Origin of the sequence: Planomonospora sp. ID67723 (genome assembly GCF_015711605.1) — a bacterium.
GTDB lineage: Bacteria > Actinomycetota > Actinomycetes > Streptosporangiales > Streptosporangiaceae > Planomonospora_A.
In genome coordinates, this window is the sequence record NZ_JABTEZ010000001.1 from 2,490,943 (window position 1) to 2,506,177 (window position 15,235).

Genomic DNA, 15,235 nt, shown 5'->3' on the forward strand with positions numbered 1-15,235 from the left:
GTCGCCGTGATCGTGCGCGTCCGGTGGCGCGCACGATCACAGCGAAAGAGGGGAAATATCAGGACTCACTACCGGAGGTGAGCGCGGTGTACTCCTCGGGGGAGAGCAGGTCGTCGACGTCGCCCTCCAGGCGGACGCGGAACAGCCAGCCCTCGCCGTACGGGTCGCTGTTGACCAGCGACGGGTCGTCCACGACGGCCGCGTTGACCTCGATCACCTCGCCGCCGACCGGGGCGTAGATGTCGCTCACCGACTTGGTCGACTCGACCTCGCCGACCGCGTCACCGGCGGCGACCGAGGCGCCGACCTCGGGGACCTGCACGTAGACCACGTCACCGAGCGCCTCGGCGGCGTAGGCGGTGATGCCCACGGTGAGGGTCAGGCCGTCGTCGACGCCCGCGACCCACTCGTGCTCCTTGGTGTAGTGCAGTTCGTCGGGAATGCTGCTCACTTGTTCCTCCTGTAGAAAGGCAGGTCGACAACCTCGACCGGCTCGTGGCTGCCCCGGATGTCCACCGCCAGACCCTCTGCCCGGTCGTTGTCGACGTAGGCCATGGCGATGGGCCTGCCCAGCGACTGGGAGGGCGCCCCGCTGGTGACCTCGCCGACGACCGTGCCGTCGGCCACCACCGGGTAGCCGTGCCGTGGCACCCGGCGGCCGGTGGCGACCAGGCCCACCCGGCGGCGGGAGGGCGGGACGTCTTTGAGCGGTTCCAGGGCTGACCGGCCGACGAAGTCGCCCGGCTTGTCAAACCTCACCACACGGCCGAGGCCCGCGTCGAACGGGGTGAGGCCGGCCGAGAGCTCGTTGCCGTACAGCGGCATGCCCGCCTCCAGGCGGAGGGTGTCGCGCGCCGAGAGCCCGGCCGGGCGCAGGCCGTACGGCTCGCCCGCGTCGGTGAGCGCGGCCCACAGGGGCTCGGCGTCGCCGTTCTCGATGAACAGCTCGAACCCGTCCTCGCCGGTGTAGCCGGTGCGGGCGATGAGCGCCGGGCGGCCGGCGACGGTGGCGGGCAGGCCCGCGTAGTACTTGAGGCCGTCGAGGTCGGCGTCGGTGAGCATGGCGAGGATCTCCGCCGAGCGCGGTCCCTGGACGGCGATCAGGGCGTACCGGTCGGAGCGGTCGTCCACGGCGGCGTCGAACGCCTTGGCCCGCTCGGCGAGCGCCGCGGCGACCACGGCGTAGTTGGAGGCGTTGGCGACGACCATGAACTCCTCGGGGGCGAGGCGGTAGACGATCAGGTCGTCCAGCACGCCGCCCTCGGCGTTCACGATCATCGTGTAGCGGGCGCGGCCGGGCTCCAGCGCGGACAGGTGGCCGACGAGCGCGTAGTCGAGGGCCTCGCCGGCCTGCGGCCCGGTCACGAAGATCTCGCCCATGTGGGACAGGTCGAACAGGCCCGCCGCCTGGCGGACCGCGTTGTGCTCGACGGACTCGCTGCCGTAGCGCAGCGGCATCAGCCAGCCCGCGAAGTCGGTCAGGGTCGCGCCGAGAGCCTCGTGGACGCCGCGCAGCGGCGTGGGTCGGGACATGTTCGCACCTCAGACAGGGGTCGGATGAGAGCATCCTCCCCCTCTGTCATGGTTGCCTGAGAGCTTCGCCCAGTTTTTACCGGACTTTCACCTTCGGCGAGGCCTCGAAGACCTGCTTTCCAGAGGGCACCTACCCGCACGGTCCTTTGCCTTGAGAGGTTCGCGGGGAGGGCTTGCTCCTTCAGGGGTCCTGGCCTGGATGTCAGGACGCTCTCCCGCACGGGTTCATCGGTGTCGCGGCCAGCCTAACGGCCCGGACCCACTGCGCGAAATCCCTCCGGCGGGGCGAACCGCCTCCATGTCGCCGGTCCCCGGCCGGGGTCAGGCCTGCGCACGCAGGTCCTGCCCGGCGGGACCGCCGTCCGCCGCGCCGGGCCGTACGGCGTGCACGGCTCCGGCGCGTGCGGCCAGCGCGGCCAGGCGGTCCTCGGAGCGGATTCCGCCGCGATCCACGTCTCACACGGTGATGACGACCTTCGCCCGCGCGTGCTCCTGTTCGAGATAGCGGACCGCCTCGGGGGTCCGGCTCAGCGGATAGGTCCTGTCGACGACCGGCGTGACCTCCCCGGACTCGGCGAGCTCCTTCAGGAAGACCAGGTTCTCGCCGTTCGGCTTCGCCACGAGCGGGCGCAGCTTCCGGGCGGTGAACGGCGACATCGCCAGCGCTCTGAGGATGCGGCCCATGGGTCCGAACCAGCGGCTGCCGTTCCCCGAGGACAGCACGAGGGTCCCCTTCGGGGTCAGCACCCGTCTGAATCCGGACAGCGGGTGGTTGGCGACCAGGTCGAGGACGAGGTCGTAGCGCCGGCCGCTCCGGGTGAAGTCCTCCCGGGTGTAGTCGACGACGTGGTCGGCGCCGATCGAACGGACCAGGTCCGCGTTCCTCGCGCTGCACACGCCGGTCACCTCCGCCCCGAACGACTTGGCGATCTGCACGGCGAACGTGCCCACGCCTCCCGACGCTCCGTTGATCAGGACCTGCTGCCCCGGCCGGATCCGGCCCCTGTCGCGCAGCCCCTGCAGGGCGGTGCCCGCCGACAGCGGCATCGCGGCCGCCTGTTCGAACGTCAGGTTGGCCGGTTTCAGCGCCAGGGAGGCCTCCGGGACGCACACGTACTCGGCGAAGGCGCCTTCGGCCTCGGCGTAGACCTCGTCACCCGGGCGGAACCGCGTGACGCTCCCGCCGACCGCCTCGACCTGACCGGCGAGGTCCCTGCCCCGGACCCGGCCCGCCGGCCCTATCCGGGCGTATCCCGAGGCGCGGATGAGGTAGGGCAGGCCCCTCATGAGGAACAGGTCGGCGGCGTTGACGGCGGCCGCGCGGACGCGCACCAGCACCTCGCCGTCCTTGGGCACCGGTCTGTCGATCTCTTCGAGTTCCAGGACGTCGGGTGGGCCGTACCTGCGCTGGACGATTGCCTTCATCATGTTCTCCTGAACTGGTGGGCTCGGCGTGCGCGCCGGAGCCGGGCCGGTCAATCGACGGTCCGCAGGATCTGCTCGATCGACGCCGCCCGCGACCGCAGCTCGGCAAGGTCGGCGGCCACCCGCTGCTGGGCGTCCAGGGTGTTCTCGGCGAGGTGCTCGTAGCGGCGAACGAGCTGCCGCAGCTCCTCCTCCCGGGCGGCCGAGACCTTCAGCTTGCGGAACTCCTGGAGGCTCGCCATGACGGCGATGATCAAGATCGTGGCCAGGAACACCAGCCCGAGGGTGAGGACCGTGCCGGGCCAGGTCGTCTCGGCCGCGCTGAGGTTCATCGGGACTGCTCCTTGCGTGCGGGACCCTTCTCCGGGTCCGGTCTGGTAAGGGTCTCGGCCGCCTCGGCCAGCGCCGACGCGGTCAGGCGCAGGTCGAAATCCGTGACCTCGTAGTACTTCACGGCCTTGCCGTCCTCGGACAGTTCGAGGGTGCCGGTGATCAAGCCGGCGGCCTCCAGCCGGCGCAGGTGCATGTGGAGGAGGGGGCGGCTCACCCCGATCTCCCGGGCCAGGTGGCTCACGTAGTCGCGGCCGCCGGTCAGCTTCGCGACGATGAGCAGCCGCAGCGGGTTGGCCAGCGCGGCGAGCATCTCGACCAGGTCGTCTCCTGTCGGCCGAGGCGCTGTCATGCCGCTCCTTCACGTGAAAGAAATTTCTTACACGTGAAACCGTAGCATGTCCCCTGCGCCGGCGATAGGAATCACGGGCGCACCGCCTGCGCGAAGGCGTGCGGTGGCCTTCCGGCGGCCTTCCGGCGGCACCGCGATGTGAGAACCGGGCCCGGCCGGGTCAGGGTCCCGGAAGACCCCGGGACGGTCGCCGGATGAAGGGAAGGCCGACGGTCAGGCGCGGGTGTGGTCGACGAGGGCGGCGAAGAGGGCGCACTCGTCGTCGGCCTCCGGATGCCACTGCACCGCGCACGCGAAGGGGTGGCCGGCCAGCTCCACGGCCTCGACCGTGCCGTCCTCCGCGTGCGCCGTCGCGGTCAGGCCCTCGCCCAGGCGGTCGGCGGCCTGGTGGTGGTAGTGGGCCACGTCGGCGCTCCCGGGGCCGAGGATCTTCTCGATCCGGCTGCCCGGCGTGAGCCGCACCGGCATGCGGCCGAAGCGGCCCGGGGCCGGGGCGTGACCGTCGTGGCCGACGAGATCGGGCACGTGCTGGTGCAGGGTGCCGCCCAGCACCGTGTTGAGGACCTGCAGCCCCCGGCAGACGCCCAGGAACGGCAGGCCCTCCGCCAGGGCCGCCCGGACCAGCCCCAGCTCGGCCTCGTCGCGGAAGTCCCGGACGTAGCCCGTCCGTTCGTGTGGCCGCTCGCCGTACCGCGCCGGGTCGATGTCGCCGCCCCCGGCCACGATCAGCCCGTCCAGGCGGCCGATCAGCACGGCCGGGTCGCCCGCAGGGGGGAGGATCACCGGCTGGCCGCCCGCGCGGACCACGTGTTCGACGTAGCCGTACGGCAGCAGCGCGGCGGTCGCCTCCCAGACGGTGAAGCGCGCGGGCTCGACGTAGCAGGTGATACCGATGACGGGACGGGACACGGCGCCTCTCCCAGGTCCGGGGTCGCAGCTCTCTCGGGTCCGGCCTCTACAGCGGGGTGACGTAGGCGCCGGAGATGCCGCCGTCCACCAGGAACTCCGATCCGGTGATGAAGCTCGCGTCGTCGGAGGCCAGGAACGCCACCGCGGCGGCGATCTCGGAGGCCTCGGCGAACCGGCCGAGCGGGATGTGCACCAGGCGGCGCTGGGCCCGCTCGGGATCCTTGGCGAACAGCTCCTGCAGCAGCGGGGTGTTCACCGGTCCCGGGCAGAGCGCGTTGACCCGGATGCCCTCCCGGGCGAACTGCACGCCCAGCTCCCGCGACATGGCCAGCACCCCGCCCTTGGAGGCGGTGTAGGAGATCTGGGAGGTCGCCGAGCCCATCACCGCCACGAACGACGCGGTGTTGATGATCGAGCCCTTGCCCTGCCGCCGCATGTACGGGATCGCGTGCTTGCAGCACAGGTAGACGCTGGTCAGGTTGACCTCCTGGACCCGGCGCCAGGCGTCGATGCCGGTCTCCAGGATCGAGTCGTCGTCAGGCGGGGAGATGCCCGCGTTGTTGAAGGCGATGTCCACGCTGCCGTAGGCGTCGAACGCCGTCTGGAACATCCGCGCCACGTCGTCCTCGCTGGTGACGTCCGCCTTCACGAACAGGCCGCCCACCTCGGCGGCGGCCTTCGCCCCTGCCGTCTCGTCGACGTCCACGCACACCACCCGGGCGCCCTCCTGGGCGAAGCGGTGCGCGGTGGCCAGGCCGATCCCGCTACCCGCCCCGGTGATCACGGCCACCCGGTCCTGCAGACGCTGCATTACTCCTCCGAAATGAAGACGTTCTTGGTCTCGGTGAACGCCGACAGGGCGTCCGGGCCCAGCTCGCGGCCGAGCCCCGACTGCTTGAAGCCGCCGAAGGGCGTCCAGTAGCGCACCGACGAATGGGAGTTGACGCTCAGGTTGCCCGCCTCGACGGCCCGCGCCACCCGCAGCGCCCGTCCGACGTCGCGGGTCCAGATCGACCCGCTCAGGCCGTAGCGCGTGTCGTTGGCGATCCGCACGGCCTCCGCCTCCCCGTCGAACGGGGCGACCGACACCACCGGGCCGAAGATCTCCTCGGTGAAGGCCGGATCGGTCACCTCGGGGGTGAGCACCGTCGCCGGGAACCAGAAGCCCGGCCCGGACGGGCACGAGCCCTGCAGGTACGGCGTGCCGGTGACGAAGGAGGCCACCCGGTCGCGGTGCGCGGCGCTGATCAGCGGGCCCATCTCGGTGGCCTCGTCGAGCGGGTCGCCGACCTTCACGCCGAGCACCGCCCGCGAGAGCCGCTCCATGAACTCGTCGTAGACGGAGCGCTCCACCAGGATCCGGGAGCGCGCGCAGCAGTCCTGGCCCGCGTTGTCGAACACCGCGTACGGCGCCGTGGCGGCGGCCCGCTCCAGGTCGGCGTCGGCGAAGACGATGTTGGCGCTCTTGCCGCCGAGCTCCAGCGTGATCCGCTTGACCTGCCCGGCGCACGTCGCGGCGATCTGCTTGCCGACCTCGGTCGATCCGGTGAACACGATCTTCGCCACGTCCGGGTGCTCGACCAGCCGGGCGCCCGCCGTCTCGCCCTCGCCCGGCACGACCTGGAGCACCCCTTCGGGCAGGCCGGCCTCCAGCGCCAGCTCGGCCAGGCGCAGCGCGGTCAGCGGCGTCTGCTCGGCGGGCTTGACGACCACCGTGTTGCCCGCCGCCAGGGCCGGGGCGACCCCCCAGGTCATGATGACCATCGGGAAGTTCCACGGCACGATCACCCCGACCACGCCCAGCGGCTCGGCGAACGTCACGTCCAGCCCGCCGGGCACCGGGATCTGCCTGCCGTGGTTGCGCTCGGGCGCCCCGGCGTAGAAGTCCAGCACGTCGCGGACGTTGCCCGCCTCCCAGCGGGCGTTTCCGGCGGTGTGGCCCGCGTTGGAGACCTCCAGGGCGGCCAGCTCCTGTGCGCGGGAGTCCACCAGCGCGGCGAACCGGCGCAGCAGCCGGGCGCGGTCGCCGGGCGCGACCCTGCGCCAGGCGGCGAACGCCGCCCTGGCCCGCTCCACCGCGCGGTCCACCTCGGCGGTGTCCGCGAGTTCCACCTCGGCGACGACCTCCTCGGTCGCCGGATTCACGATCTTCATGCTCACATCCGCTCGAATCCGCGCCGCAGCTCCCAGTCGGTGACCGCCGCGTCGAAGGCGGCCTGCTCGACCCGGGCGTTGTTGGCGTAGTGCGCCACGACCTCCTTGCCGAAGGCCCGTCCTGCGAGCCCGGAGCCCTCCCACAGCGCCAGGGCGTCCCGCAGGGTGGGCGGCACGGTCTCGGCGCCGGAGTCGTAGGCGTTCCCGCCGAAGGCGTCCTCAAGCTCCAGCTCGTTGTCGATCCCGTGCAGCCCGGCCGCGATCATCGCCGCCACCGCCATGTAGGGGTTGACGTCACCGCCGGGCACCCGGTTCTCGACGCGCAGCGACGGCCCGTGCCCGACCAGCCGCATCGCGCAGGTCCGGTTGTCCACCCCCCACTTGACCGCCGTGGGGGCGAAGCTGCCCGGCGCGTACCGCTTGTAGGAGTTGATGTTCGGGGCGTACAGCAGGGTGAGCTCGCGCAGGCAGGCGAGCTGCCCGGCGATGAAACGCCGCCCGGTCTCCGAGAGCCCGTACGGCCCCGCCCCGGCCATGACCGGTTCCCCGCCGGGAGTCCTGAGCGAGAGGTGGATGTGGCAGGAGTTGCCCTCCCGCTGGTTCGGCTTGGCCATGAAGGTGAGCGACATGCCCTCCTGGGCGGCGATCTCCTTGGCCCCGTTCTTGTAGATCGCGTGGTTGTCGCAGCTCGTGAGGGCCTCGGCGAAGCGGAAGGCGATCTCGTGCTGGCCGAGGTTGCACTCGCCCTTGGCCGACTCGACGTACATGCCGGCGCCCTCCATGCCGAGCCTGATCCGGCGCAGCAGCGGCTCGATCCGGGCGGTGCCGAGCAGGGAGTAGTCGACGTTGTAGAGGTTGGCCGGCGTCAGGTCGCGGTAGGCCCTGCGCCAGGCGTCCTCGTAGGTGTCGTTGTAGACCACGAACTCCAGCTCGGTCCCGGCGAACGCCAGCCAGCCGCGCTCGGCCAGCCGGGCGAGCTGCCCCCGCAGGATCTGCCGGGGCGAGGCCGCCACGTCCGTGCCGTCCTCCCAGACCAGGTCGGCCATGAGCATGGCCGTGCCCTCCTGCCAGGGTACGCGGCGCAGGGTGGACAGGTCGGGCCGCATCACGAAGTCCCCGTACCCGCGATCCCACGACGACATGGCGTAGCCGTCCACCGTGTTCATGTCCACGTCCACCGCGAGCAGGTAGCTGCAGCCCTCGGAGGCGTGCTCCAGCACCTCCTCCAGGAAGTACCGCGCCGACAGCCGTTTCCCCTGCAGCCGCCCCTGCATGTCGGCGACCGCCAGCAGCACCGTGTCGATCCGTCCCGCCGCCACCTCGTCGCGAAGCTCGCTGAGGTCCACGCGCCCTCCTCGCCGGAGTCTTATTGGGCTAGTGTCAGACCATTGATGTGCACCAAGGTTGAGTTGTCAAGGGCCGGAGGGGAGACAGTGGACGAGTCGGCACGACTGACGGCCGTGCTGCGGCCGGTCCGGTCGGGCAACGCCTTCGAGGAGACCGTGGAGCGGCTGCTCCAGGCCATCAAGCTCGGTGTCGTCGCCGAGAAGCTTCCGCCCGAACGGGAGCTCGCCGTACGACTCGGGATCAGCCGCGTCACCCTGCGCGAGGCGATCCGCGCGCTGCAGGAGGCGGGCTACCTCGACGTGCGGCGCGGCCGGTACGGCGGTGCGTTCGTCACCTACACCCCGCCCCCGCCCCGCAGCGAGGACCTGCGCAAGGCCGTGGCCGACATGGGCGCCGACGAGCTGGCCGACGCGCTCACCTTCCGGCTGGCCGTCGAGTGCGGTGCGGCCCAGGTGCTGGCCGCCGCCGCGCTGGCGGGGGAGCTGACCGCGGAGCGGCGGGACATGCTGCGCCACCGCCTGGCGGAGGTCAACTCCGCGAGCCCGGACGACTACCGCCGCCTGGACACCGCCTTCCACCTGGCCATCGCCGAGCTGACCGGCTCCCCGCTGCTGGCCGCCACCTGCGCCGACGCCCGGCTGCGGGTCACCGACCTGCTCAACGCCATCCCGGTGCTCCAGCGCAACATCGAGCACGCCGCGGTCCAGCACGAGGCGATCGTGACCGCGATCCTGACCGGCGACCCCGACGCCGCCGGCCGCGCGGTGGCCGAGCATCTGGAGGGCACCGCGGCGCTGCTGCGCGGGTTCCTCCTGCCGCGCGGCTGACGGTGGCTTCGGGCGGGAGCGTCACGACGAACCGAGGAGACAGGATGGACTCGCTCACCCCGGCCGGAGGCGCGCGGTCGCAGGACCGCGCGGAGGATGACCGGAGGGTCCGCCCCGAGGGCCCGCCGACGGGCCGGTGGCGGAGGCCGCTGCTCGGCGCCGACGGCTCGGAACGCGCCACCGTGGAGTTCACGCCTCTCGACGTCCATCGCCGCGCCGACGCCCGGGCCGCGTGGATCCTCGACGCCAACCTGCACGAGGTGCTCCGCTACAACGGCCTGCCCTGCGACGCCGGCAGACTACGCGGGCTGTGCGCGGGCCCGGTCTAAGGCCATAACCTGGACATGCAATGGGGGAGTGGTTCCAGCAACGGATCATGGATACAGGGCGGCTGCCGCTGTTCTGTTTCTTCGTCGCGCTGATCCTCGCCTTCGTCTTCACCCGGATCAACGTCCGGCTCATCCGCGCGAAGGTCGGCTGGTTCCGCAACGTCAACGTCGGTGAGATGCACATCCACCACGTGGTGTTCGGCGTGGTGCTGAGCCTGCTCGGGGGCGTGGCCGGGCTGCTGGTGTCGGGCGTCTCCCAGAGCTGGTACGCCGTGACGGCCGCCGTCTTCGGCGTCGGCGCGGCCCTGGTGCTCGACGAGTTCGCGCTGATCCTGCACCTGCACGACGTCTACTGGGAGGAGGAGGGCCGCACCTCGGTCGACGCGGTGTTCGTCGCGATCGCGGTCACCGGCCTGCTCCTGCTCGGTCTGCGCCCGCTGGGCTGGGAGGACTCCGACGGCACCCCTGAGGGCACCTGGCTGACGGTCGGCCTCATCGTGGTCAACCTCCTGCTCGCGGTCGTCACCCTGCTCAAGGGCAAGATCTGGACCGGCCTGGTCGGATTGTTCGTCCCGGTCCTGCTGATCCCCGGGGCGATCCGGCTGGCCCGCCCCGGCTCACCCTGGGCCCACTGGTTCTTCGCCCCCGGCTCGCGCCGCCCCCACCCCGGCAGGATGGCCCGCGCCGTACGCCGTGAGGAGCGCTGGCGCCGCCCGGTCATCCGCGCCAAGATCGCCTTCCAGGAGTTCGTCTCCGGCCGTCACGACCTCCCCTCCACCCGCCTGCGCACCCGCCGGTGACGATCCGGACCACCCTTTCGGATCCGTGCCGGGCAGGCATACTGGAACACGTGAGCACACTCCTGTCCCGCTGGGAGGACGTGGGCCGGAGGGTCCCCGGTTCCCTCGCCGACCTGCGAGGCCCCGCCACGGGAGTGGTCTCCCTCCCCCCTCACCTCGTCTGGTCCGGTCTGACCCGGTTCGACCTGGCGGACCTGCGGCTCCGGATGAGCATGTACCGCACGGTCATCACCGGTGGCGGGCGTGCCGACGCCGAACGGTATCTGAACGCGGACATCCTGGTCGCCGACTGGCCTCTGCTCCGCAGAGGACTCGGCCAGAGCTACCGGAGGGCCTGGGAAGACAGGATCTCCGCCCTGGGGGCGTGATGGGCTTCCCCCCGTTCCAGGAGCGGATCCTGCAGATCGCGCTGCCCGCCTGCGACCGGTTCGGGCTGGTGCTCGCAGGAGGCCATGCCATGAGGGTGCACGGCCTCACCGACCGGCCGAGCAGGGACCTCGACTTCGCGACGGCGGACGAGAGGCCGCTGCCGGACGTCGCGGACGGCATGGCCGAGACCTTCCGGAAGGCGGGGCTGGAGGTCGTCGTGCACGAGGTGACGCCCCGCGCGGGCCGGCTGGTCGTCACCGACCCGGTGACCGGGCAGAGCTGCGGGTTCGACCTGCTGCGGGAAGCCCTGCAGAACGGGCCCGTCACCTTCGGGAACCTGTCCGTCATCGGACTGGAGGACGCCGTCGGGCTCAAGATGCGGGCCCTGCACGAGCGCAGTCTCGCCCGAGACGTCATCGACGTCGCCGCCGTCTCGGAGCTGTACGGCTTCCGCGAGCTGGAGCGCCTCGCCCGCCTGCACAACGAGGAGTTCTCCCTCGCCGAGCTGGTGATGCGGCTGGAGTTCGTCGACCTCATCGCCGACGAGGAGTTCGAGGCGTACGGCCTGGACGAGGAGCGGATCCGCCGCATCCGCCTGTTCGCCGCCGCCTGGGTGGAGGACATCAAACTCCGCCGGGCCGAGGAGGGCGACGCCGAGTACGACTCCGACGTCCCCGATCTCGACTGACGGGCCGGGGCGCGCTCGTGAAGGCCGCGTTCCGGGTTGAGGATGCCCGAAGACACATGATTGCCCAGGCTTGGGGCAGATGCCGGTGCATCCTGACGAAAGGGTGGGAACCGTGAGTCTCATGGAGAAACTCAACCTGCGGGAGCTGAAGGCCCGGGCGAAGCGCCAGATGGGCCACCGGACCGGGAACCGCCGCCTGGCCGCCGAGGGGCGGACCGAGGAGGCGGAGGCGAAGCTGCTCAAGACCCAGGACGAGATCCTGGACGCCGTGGCCGAGATGCGCCGGGAGTACGGCATCCGCCGCCGCGTCCGCTGACGCCCCCGGACCTCCGCCGGTCCCCGTGCCTTGAGCGCGCGGACGGCCGAAAATAGTTTGTGATTCGGCGGCGGGTGGATGTCCGGGCCGGACGGGTGTCTCCGACGTCTCCGGTGAGAGGCGCCGCCAAGGGCGCCGGTGGAGAGGAGACACCGTGAAGTACATGATCATGATGTACGGCTCGCAGCGCGACTACGACATGCTGGCCGGGAAGCCCACCGACACCGTGACCTGGTCCGCGGAGGACGTCGCGGCGATGCACGCGTTCATGGAGTCGTGGAACAAGGACCTGGCCGAGTCGGGGGAGTTCGTCGACGGCCAGGGCCTGGCCGCCCCCGTGCACGCCAGGAGGATCCGGTTGCGGAACGGGGCCCCCGTCGTGACGGACGGGCCGTACCCCGAGACCCAGGAGGTCCTCGCCGGCTACACGATCGTCGAGTGCGAGAGCTTCGACCGGGCGACCGCGATCGCCGCGCGTCTGGCGGACACGCCGCATCCGGAGGGCGCCGCCCTGAACCGCGAGTGGTACGTGGACGTGCGGCCGGTCGTCGGAGGATACGACGAGCTGGAGGCCTGACCGCCGGCGTGATCGGGGACGGTGGCGGTGACATGACCGGGGACCGGGCCGCGGACGGCGCCGGGGACCTGCTGCGCCCGCTGGCTCCGCAGGTCCTCGGCGCGCTGGTACGGCGCTACGGACATTTCGACACCGCCGAGGACGCGGTGCAGGAGGCCCTCCTCGCGGCCGCCGTACAGTGGCCGCGGGAGGGCGTCCCGGACAACCCGCGCGGCTGGCTGATCACGGTCGCCTCCCGCCGGATGACCGACCTGCTCCGCAGCGAGCAGGCCCGCCGGCACCGCGAGGACACCGTCGCCCGCTGGGAGCCGCCCCGCCACTGGCCGGAGCCCGCGGCCGGCAGGCCGGCGTCGGACTCCGACGACACGCTCATCCTGCTGTTCATGTGCTGCCACCCCTCGCTCTCGCCGGCCTCGCAGATCGCGCTCACCCTGCGGGCGGTGGGCGGGCTGACCACGGCGGAGATCGCCCGGGCGTTCCTCGTCCCCGAGGCGACCATGACCCGGCGCATCAGCCGGGCCAAGCGGCGCGTCAAGGACAGCGGCATCCCCTTCGGCATGCCCTCGGGCGCCGAGCGCGCCGAACGGCTCGACGCGGTCCTGCACGTGCTCTACCTGATCTTCAACGAGGGCTACGCCAGCACCTCGGGGCCGGACCTGCAGCGCACCGCGCTGTCGGCCGAGGCGATCCGGCTGGCCCGTACGGTCCACCGGCTGCTGCCGGGCGACGGCGAGGTGACGGGACTCCTCGCGCTCATGCTGCTCACCGACGCGCGCCGGCCGGCGCGCACCGGGCCGGACGGTGCGCTGATCCCGATGGCCGAGCAGGACAGGGGCCTCTGGGACGCCGGTCGCATCGCCGAGGGCGTGGCGCTCGTCACCGGTGCGCTCGGCAGGGGGGCGACCGGCCCGTACCAGCTCCAGGCCGCCGTCGCCGCGCTCCACGACGAGGCGCCGAACGCCGAGGCGACCGACTGGCCGCAGATCGCGGCACTGTACGAGCTGCTGATGCGCATCTCCGACAACCCCGTGGTGGCGCTGAGCCACGCCGTGGCGGTGTCCATGGCCCGGGGCGCGCGGGAAGGGCTGGACCTGGTCGACAAGCTCGAGGCCGACACGAGGATCGCCGGGGACCACCGGCTGCACGCGGTCCGAGCGCACCTGCTGGAGATGTCGGGCGACCGTGCGGCGGCCCGTGACTCCTACCTGGAGGCGGCTCGGCGGACGATGGCCTTCCCGCAGCAGCGCTATCTCTACGCCAGGGCCGCCCGCCTGGCGGACGACCGGTGAGGCGACCGTTCCCGCCGGCGTCCCGCGGGCTCCGGCTCATCGACAAATGAGCGGAAGCCCGGGGAATTTCGCCTCCGGGGCCCTAGACAGAACATCTGTCTGGAATGCATAGTCCGGAGACTGCAGGGGCGCGAGTGGACCGATCTTTCCGAAGGTGGGCGAATGACAAGCCTCGATTCAGCCACATCCGTCGTCCGGTTGGCGATCGCCGAAGTGCTCAGCGTGCCGAGCGATCAGGTGAAGCCCAGCGCCACCATCGCCGACCATCAGATCGACAGCCTCGAATGGGTGGAGATCGCCGTCATCATCGAGGAGAAACTGGGCATCCAGCTCGAACCCGCCGACTTCGCCGGCGCCCGGACCGTGGCGGACATGGCCGGAATCCTGCACACCGCGCTGGCGGCTCGGTGACGCGCGACCCGGGAGCGGGCGGGCCGGGAGCGGGCGGGCCGGGAGCGGGCGCGACGGCGCGTGTCGTCGTCACCGGCCTCGGAGTCAAGAGCCCGGCGGGCAACACCGTCGCCGAAGCCTTCACCACCGTGCTCGCGGGCAAGCCGCTCGCCACCGTGGTCCCCGCACTCGCGGGGGGACCGGTGCCCATCGGGTGCCCGCTCGCCCCGTTCGAGCCGCTCGACTACTTCACCGGCCGGGAGCTGCGCACCCTCGACCGCACCGCGCAGATCGGGCTGGCCGCCGCGATCGACGCCGTCGCCGACGCGGGAGAGCCGCCCGCGGAGGGCTGCGGGGTCTACGTGGGAACCGGAGGCGGCGGGTTCGCCACGCTGGAGAGTCTGATCGTGGGGCACACGCTCGGCCGGGAGAAGGTGCCCGTGCACGCCGTACCGGCGCTGATGTCCAGCTCCACGGCCGCGCGCATCGCCATCCGGTACGGCTGCCGCGGCCCGTGCCTGACCTTCAACACGGCCTGCGCGAGCGGCGCCACCGCGATCGGCGAGGCGCTGCGCGCGATCCGCTCGGGAACGGTCGGCTCCGCCGTCGCCGGCGGCCTGGACGCGCTGCTCTCCCCGCTGGTCATGGAGGCGTTCGCCAAGGTCGGCGCGTTGTCGGAGCGGCTGGACGCGCCCGCCGAGGCCTCGCGCCCCTTCGACGGGGAACGCGACGGCTTCGTCATGGGCGAGGGTGCCGCCTTCCTCGTCCTGGAGCGCGCCGACCTCGCCGAGGCGCGGGGCGCCCGCGTCTACGGCGAGGTGAGCGGTTACGCGGCCAACTGCGACGCCCATCACATCGTCGCGCCGCTCCGGGACGGCTCCGCCGCCGCCGACTGCATGCGCGCCGCCGTGGCCGACGCCGGCCTGGCCCCGTCGGACATCGGCCACGTCAACGCGCACGGCACCTCCACCCCGCACAACGACGACGCCGAGGCCCTCGCCCTGCGCGCCTGTTTCGGCGGCCGCTCCCCGGGCCGTCTCCGGGACCGTACGCCGCCGGTGACCTCCACCAAGGGCGTGACGGGGCACCTGGTCGGCGGAGCGGGCGCCTTCGAGGCCGTCATGGCGCTGCTCTCGGCCCGCGAGGGGCTCGTCCCCCCGACCGCCAACTTCACCTCGGGTCCCGCCACCGATCTGATCGACCTCGTCCACGGCGCCCCGCGGCGGATCCCCGCCGCCCCCGCGCTCTCCAACTCCTTCGGCTTCGGCGGCAGCAACGCCTGCCTGGTCCTCACCCCGTCCTAGCCGTACGGCTCCGCCTCCGGAGCGCCGGCCGCCGCACCCCTCCCGCGGGCGGTCCGGCGCTCCCCGCCGTTCCGGCCGGCCGCCGTATCGCGCCCGCCCGTCCCGCTCCCGGGCGGCCCCGCTCACCTCCCTCCCCGCTCACCTCCCTCCCCGCTCACCTCCCTCCCCGTGCGCCGCCCCTCCCGCGCCGTGCGCTCCACCTGTATGCCGCCTTCCCGCCGGGCCGGGGGCATCGAGTAGTCAACCTGGGTTGACACAAAGGCAATCGTCAACCTATGTTGACAATATCGACTTTG

20 protein-coding genes and 2 riboswitches are annotated in these 15,235 nt (G+C 72.1%); of the genes, 10 read left to right on the forward strand and 10 right to left on the reverse strand.

Going from position 1 to position 15,235, the window contains the following annotated elements:
• Positions 1–58 precede the first annotated feature (58 nt).
• The 10 genes from gcvH to HS041_RS11635 form a co-directional block, all read right to left on the reverse strand.
• The gene (gene gcvH / locus HS041_RS11595) at positions 59–451 is read right to left on the reverse strand and encodes a glycine cleavage system protein GcvH (RefSeq protein ID WP_196440468.1); all 393 of its coding nucleotides are present in this window, start codon (positions 449–451) and stop codon (positions 59–61) included.
• Complete coding sequence (gene gcvT / locus HS041_RS11600) at positions 448–1,533, reverse strand: glycine cleavage system aminomethyltransferase GcvT (RefSeq protein ID WP_196440469.1); 1,086 nt, start codon at positions 1,531–1,533, stop codon at positions 448–450. Before gcvT ends, gcvH begins: the two co-directional genes overlap by 4 nt.
• Positions 1,534–1,566: 33 nt before the next feature.
• A riboswitch (glycine riboswitch) is annotated at positions 1,567–1,662 on the reverse strand.
• Positions 1,663–1,761: riboswitch (glycine riboswitch) on the reverse strand.
• A gap of 93 nt (positions 1,762–1,854) precedes the next feature.
• Complete coding sequence (locus HS041_RS39230) at positions 1,855–1,986, reverse strand: hypothetical protein (protein WP_255529552.1); 132 nt, start codon at positions 1,984–1,986, stop codon at positions 1,855–1,857.
• Between the two features lie 3 nt (positions 1,987–1,989).
• On the reverse strand, positions 1,990–2,961 hold the full coding sequence (locus tag HS041_RS11605; protein WP_230878528.1) for an NAD(P)-dependent alcohol dehydrogenase: 972 nt from the start codon (positions 2,959–2,961) through the stop codon (positions 1,990–1,992).
• A gap of 47 nt (positions 2,962–3,008) precedes the next feature.
• The gene (locus HS041_RS11610; protein ID WP_196440470.1) at positions 3,009–3,290 is read right to left on the reverse strand and encodes a hypothetical protein; all 282 of its coding nucleotides are present in this window, start codon (positions 3,288–3,290) and stop codon (positions 3,009–3,011) included.
• Entirely contained in the window at positions 3,287–3,640 is a 354-nt protein-coding gene (locus HS041_RS11615) for an ArsR/SmtB family transcription factor (protein WP_196440471.1), read from the reverse strand. The genes HS041_RS11610 and HS041_RS11615 overlap by 4 nt, the downstream gene beginning before the upstream one ends.
• 213 nt (positions 3,641–3,853) lie before the next feature.
• Positions 3,854–4,549 carry a gamma-glutamyl-gamma-aminobutyrate hydrolase family protein gene (locus HS041_RS11620; protein WP_196440472.1) on the reverse strand — a complete coding sequence of 232 codons (696 nt, stop codon included), beginning with the start codon at positions 4,547–4,549 and terminating at the stop codon, positions 3,854–3,856.
• Positions 4,550–4,595: 46 nt separating this feature from the next.
• Complete coding sequence (locus HS041_RS11625; protein ID WP_196440473.1) at positions 4,596–5,360, reverse strand: 3-oxoacyl-ACP reductase; 765 nt, start codon at positions 5,358–5,360, stop codon at positions 4,596–4,598.
• Positions 5,360–6,703: an aldehyde dehydrogenase family protein gene (locus HS041_RS11630; RefSeq protein WP_196440474.1), complete on the reverse strand. Its 1,344-nt coding sequence runs from the start codon at positions 6,701–6,703 to the stop codon at positions 5,360–5,362. The genes HS041_RS11625 and HS041_RS11630 overlap by 1 nt, the downstream gene beginning before the upstream one ends.
• Positions 6,704–6,705: 2 nt before the next feature.
• Positions 6,706–8,049 carry a glutamine synthetase family protein gene (locus HS041_RS11635; protein ID WP_307845242.1) on the reverse strand — a complete coding sequence of 448 codons (1,344 nt, stop codon included), beginning with the start codon at positions 8,047–8,049 and terminating at the stop codon, positions 6,706–6,708.
• Between the two features lie 87 nt (positions 8,050–8,136).
• Between HS041_RS11635 and HS041_RS11640 the strand changes: the two genes are divergently transcribed.
• From HS041_RS11640 to HS041_RS39975, 10 genes are all read left to right on the forward strand, one after another.
• Positions 8,137–8,877, forward strand: a complete 741-nt coding sequence (locus HS041_RS11640; protein WP_307845243.1) for a FadR/GntR family transcriptional regulator — start codon at positions 8,137–8,139, stop codon at positions 8,875–8,877.
• 44 nt (positions 8,878–8,921) lie between these two features.
• A complete protein-coding gene (locus HS041_RS11645; RefSeq protein WP_196440476.1) occupies positions 8,922–9,206 on the forward strand; it encodes a hypothetical protein in 285 nt (94 codons plus the stop codon).
• Positions 9,207–9,253: 47 nt separating this feature from the next.
• Positions 9,254–10,006, forward strand: a complete 753-nt coding sequence (locus HS041_RS11650; RefSeq protein WP_230878529.1) for a hypothetical protein — start codon at positions 9,254–9,256, stop codon at positions 10,004–10,006.
• Between the two features lie 50 nt (positions 10,007–10,056).
• The gene (locus HS041_RS11655; protein ID WP_196440478.1) at positions 10,057–10,374 is read left to right on the forward strand and encodes a hypothetical protein; all 318 of its coding nucleotides are present in this window, start codon (positions 10,057–10,059) and stop codon (positions 10,372–10,374) included.
• Positions 10,374–11,063, forward strand: coding sequence for a nucleotidyl transferase AbiEii/AbiGii toxin family protein (locus HS041_RS11660; RefSeq protein ID WP_196440479.1), 690 nt, complete (start codon positions 10,374–10,376; stop codon positions 11,061–11,063). Before HS041_RS11655 ends, HS041_RS11660 begins: the two co-directional genes overlap by 1 nt.
• Positions 11,064–11,175: 112 nt before the next feature.
• Positions 11,176–11,379, forward strand: coding sequence for a hypothetical protein (locus tag HS041_RS11665; RefSeq protein WP_196440480.1), 204 nt, complete (start codon positions 11,176–11,178; stop codon positions 11,377–11,379).
• Between the two features lie 163 nt (positions 11,380–11,542).
• Positions 11,543–11,956 carry a YciI family protein gene (locus HS041_RS11670; RefSeq protein ID WP_230879008.1) on the forward strand — a complete coding sequence of 138 codons (414 nt, stop codon included), beginning with the start codon at positions 11,543–11,545 and terminating at the stop codon, positions 11,954–11,956.
• A gap of 32 nt (positions 11,957–11,988) precedes the next feature.
• Positions 11,989–13,245, forward strand: coding sequence for an RNA polymerase sigma factor (locus tag HS041_RS11675; protein ID WP_196440482.1), 1,257 nt, complete (start codon positions 11,989–11,991; stop codon positions 13,243–13,245).
• A 162-nt stretch (positions 13,246–13,407) separates the two neighbouring features.
• The gene (locus HS041_RS11680; protein ID WP_196440483.1) at positions 13,408–13,656 is read left to right on the forward strand and encodes an acyl carrier protein; all 249 of its coding nucleotides are present in this window, start codon (positions 13,408–13,410) and stop codon (positions 13,654–13,656) included.
• A complete protein-coding gene (locus HS041_RS39975; protein ID WP_196440484.1) occupies positions 13,653–14,939 on the forward strand; it encodes a beta-ketoacyl-[acyl-carrier-protein] synthase family protein in 1,287 nt (428 codons plus the stop codon). Before HS041_RS11680 ends, HS041_RS39975 begins: the two co-directional genes overlap by 4 nt.
• The last annotated feature ends 296 nt before the right edge of the window (positions 14,940–15,235 follow it).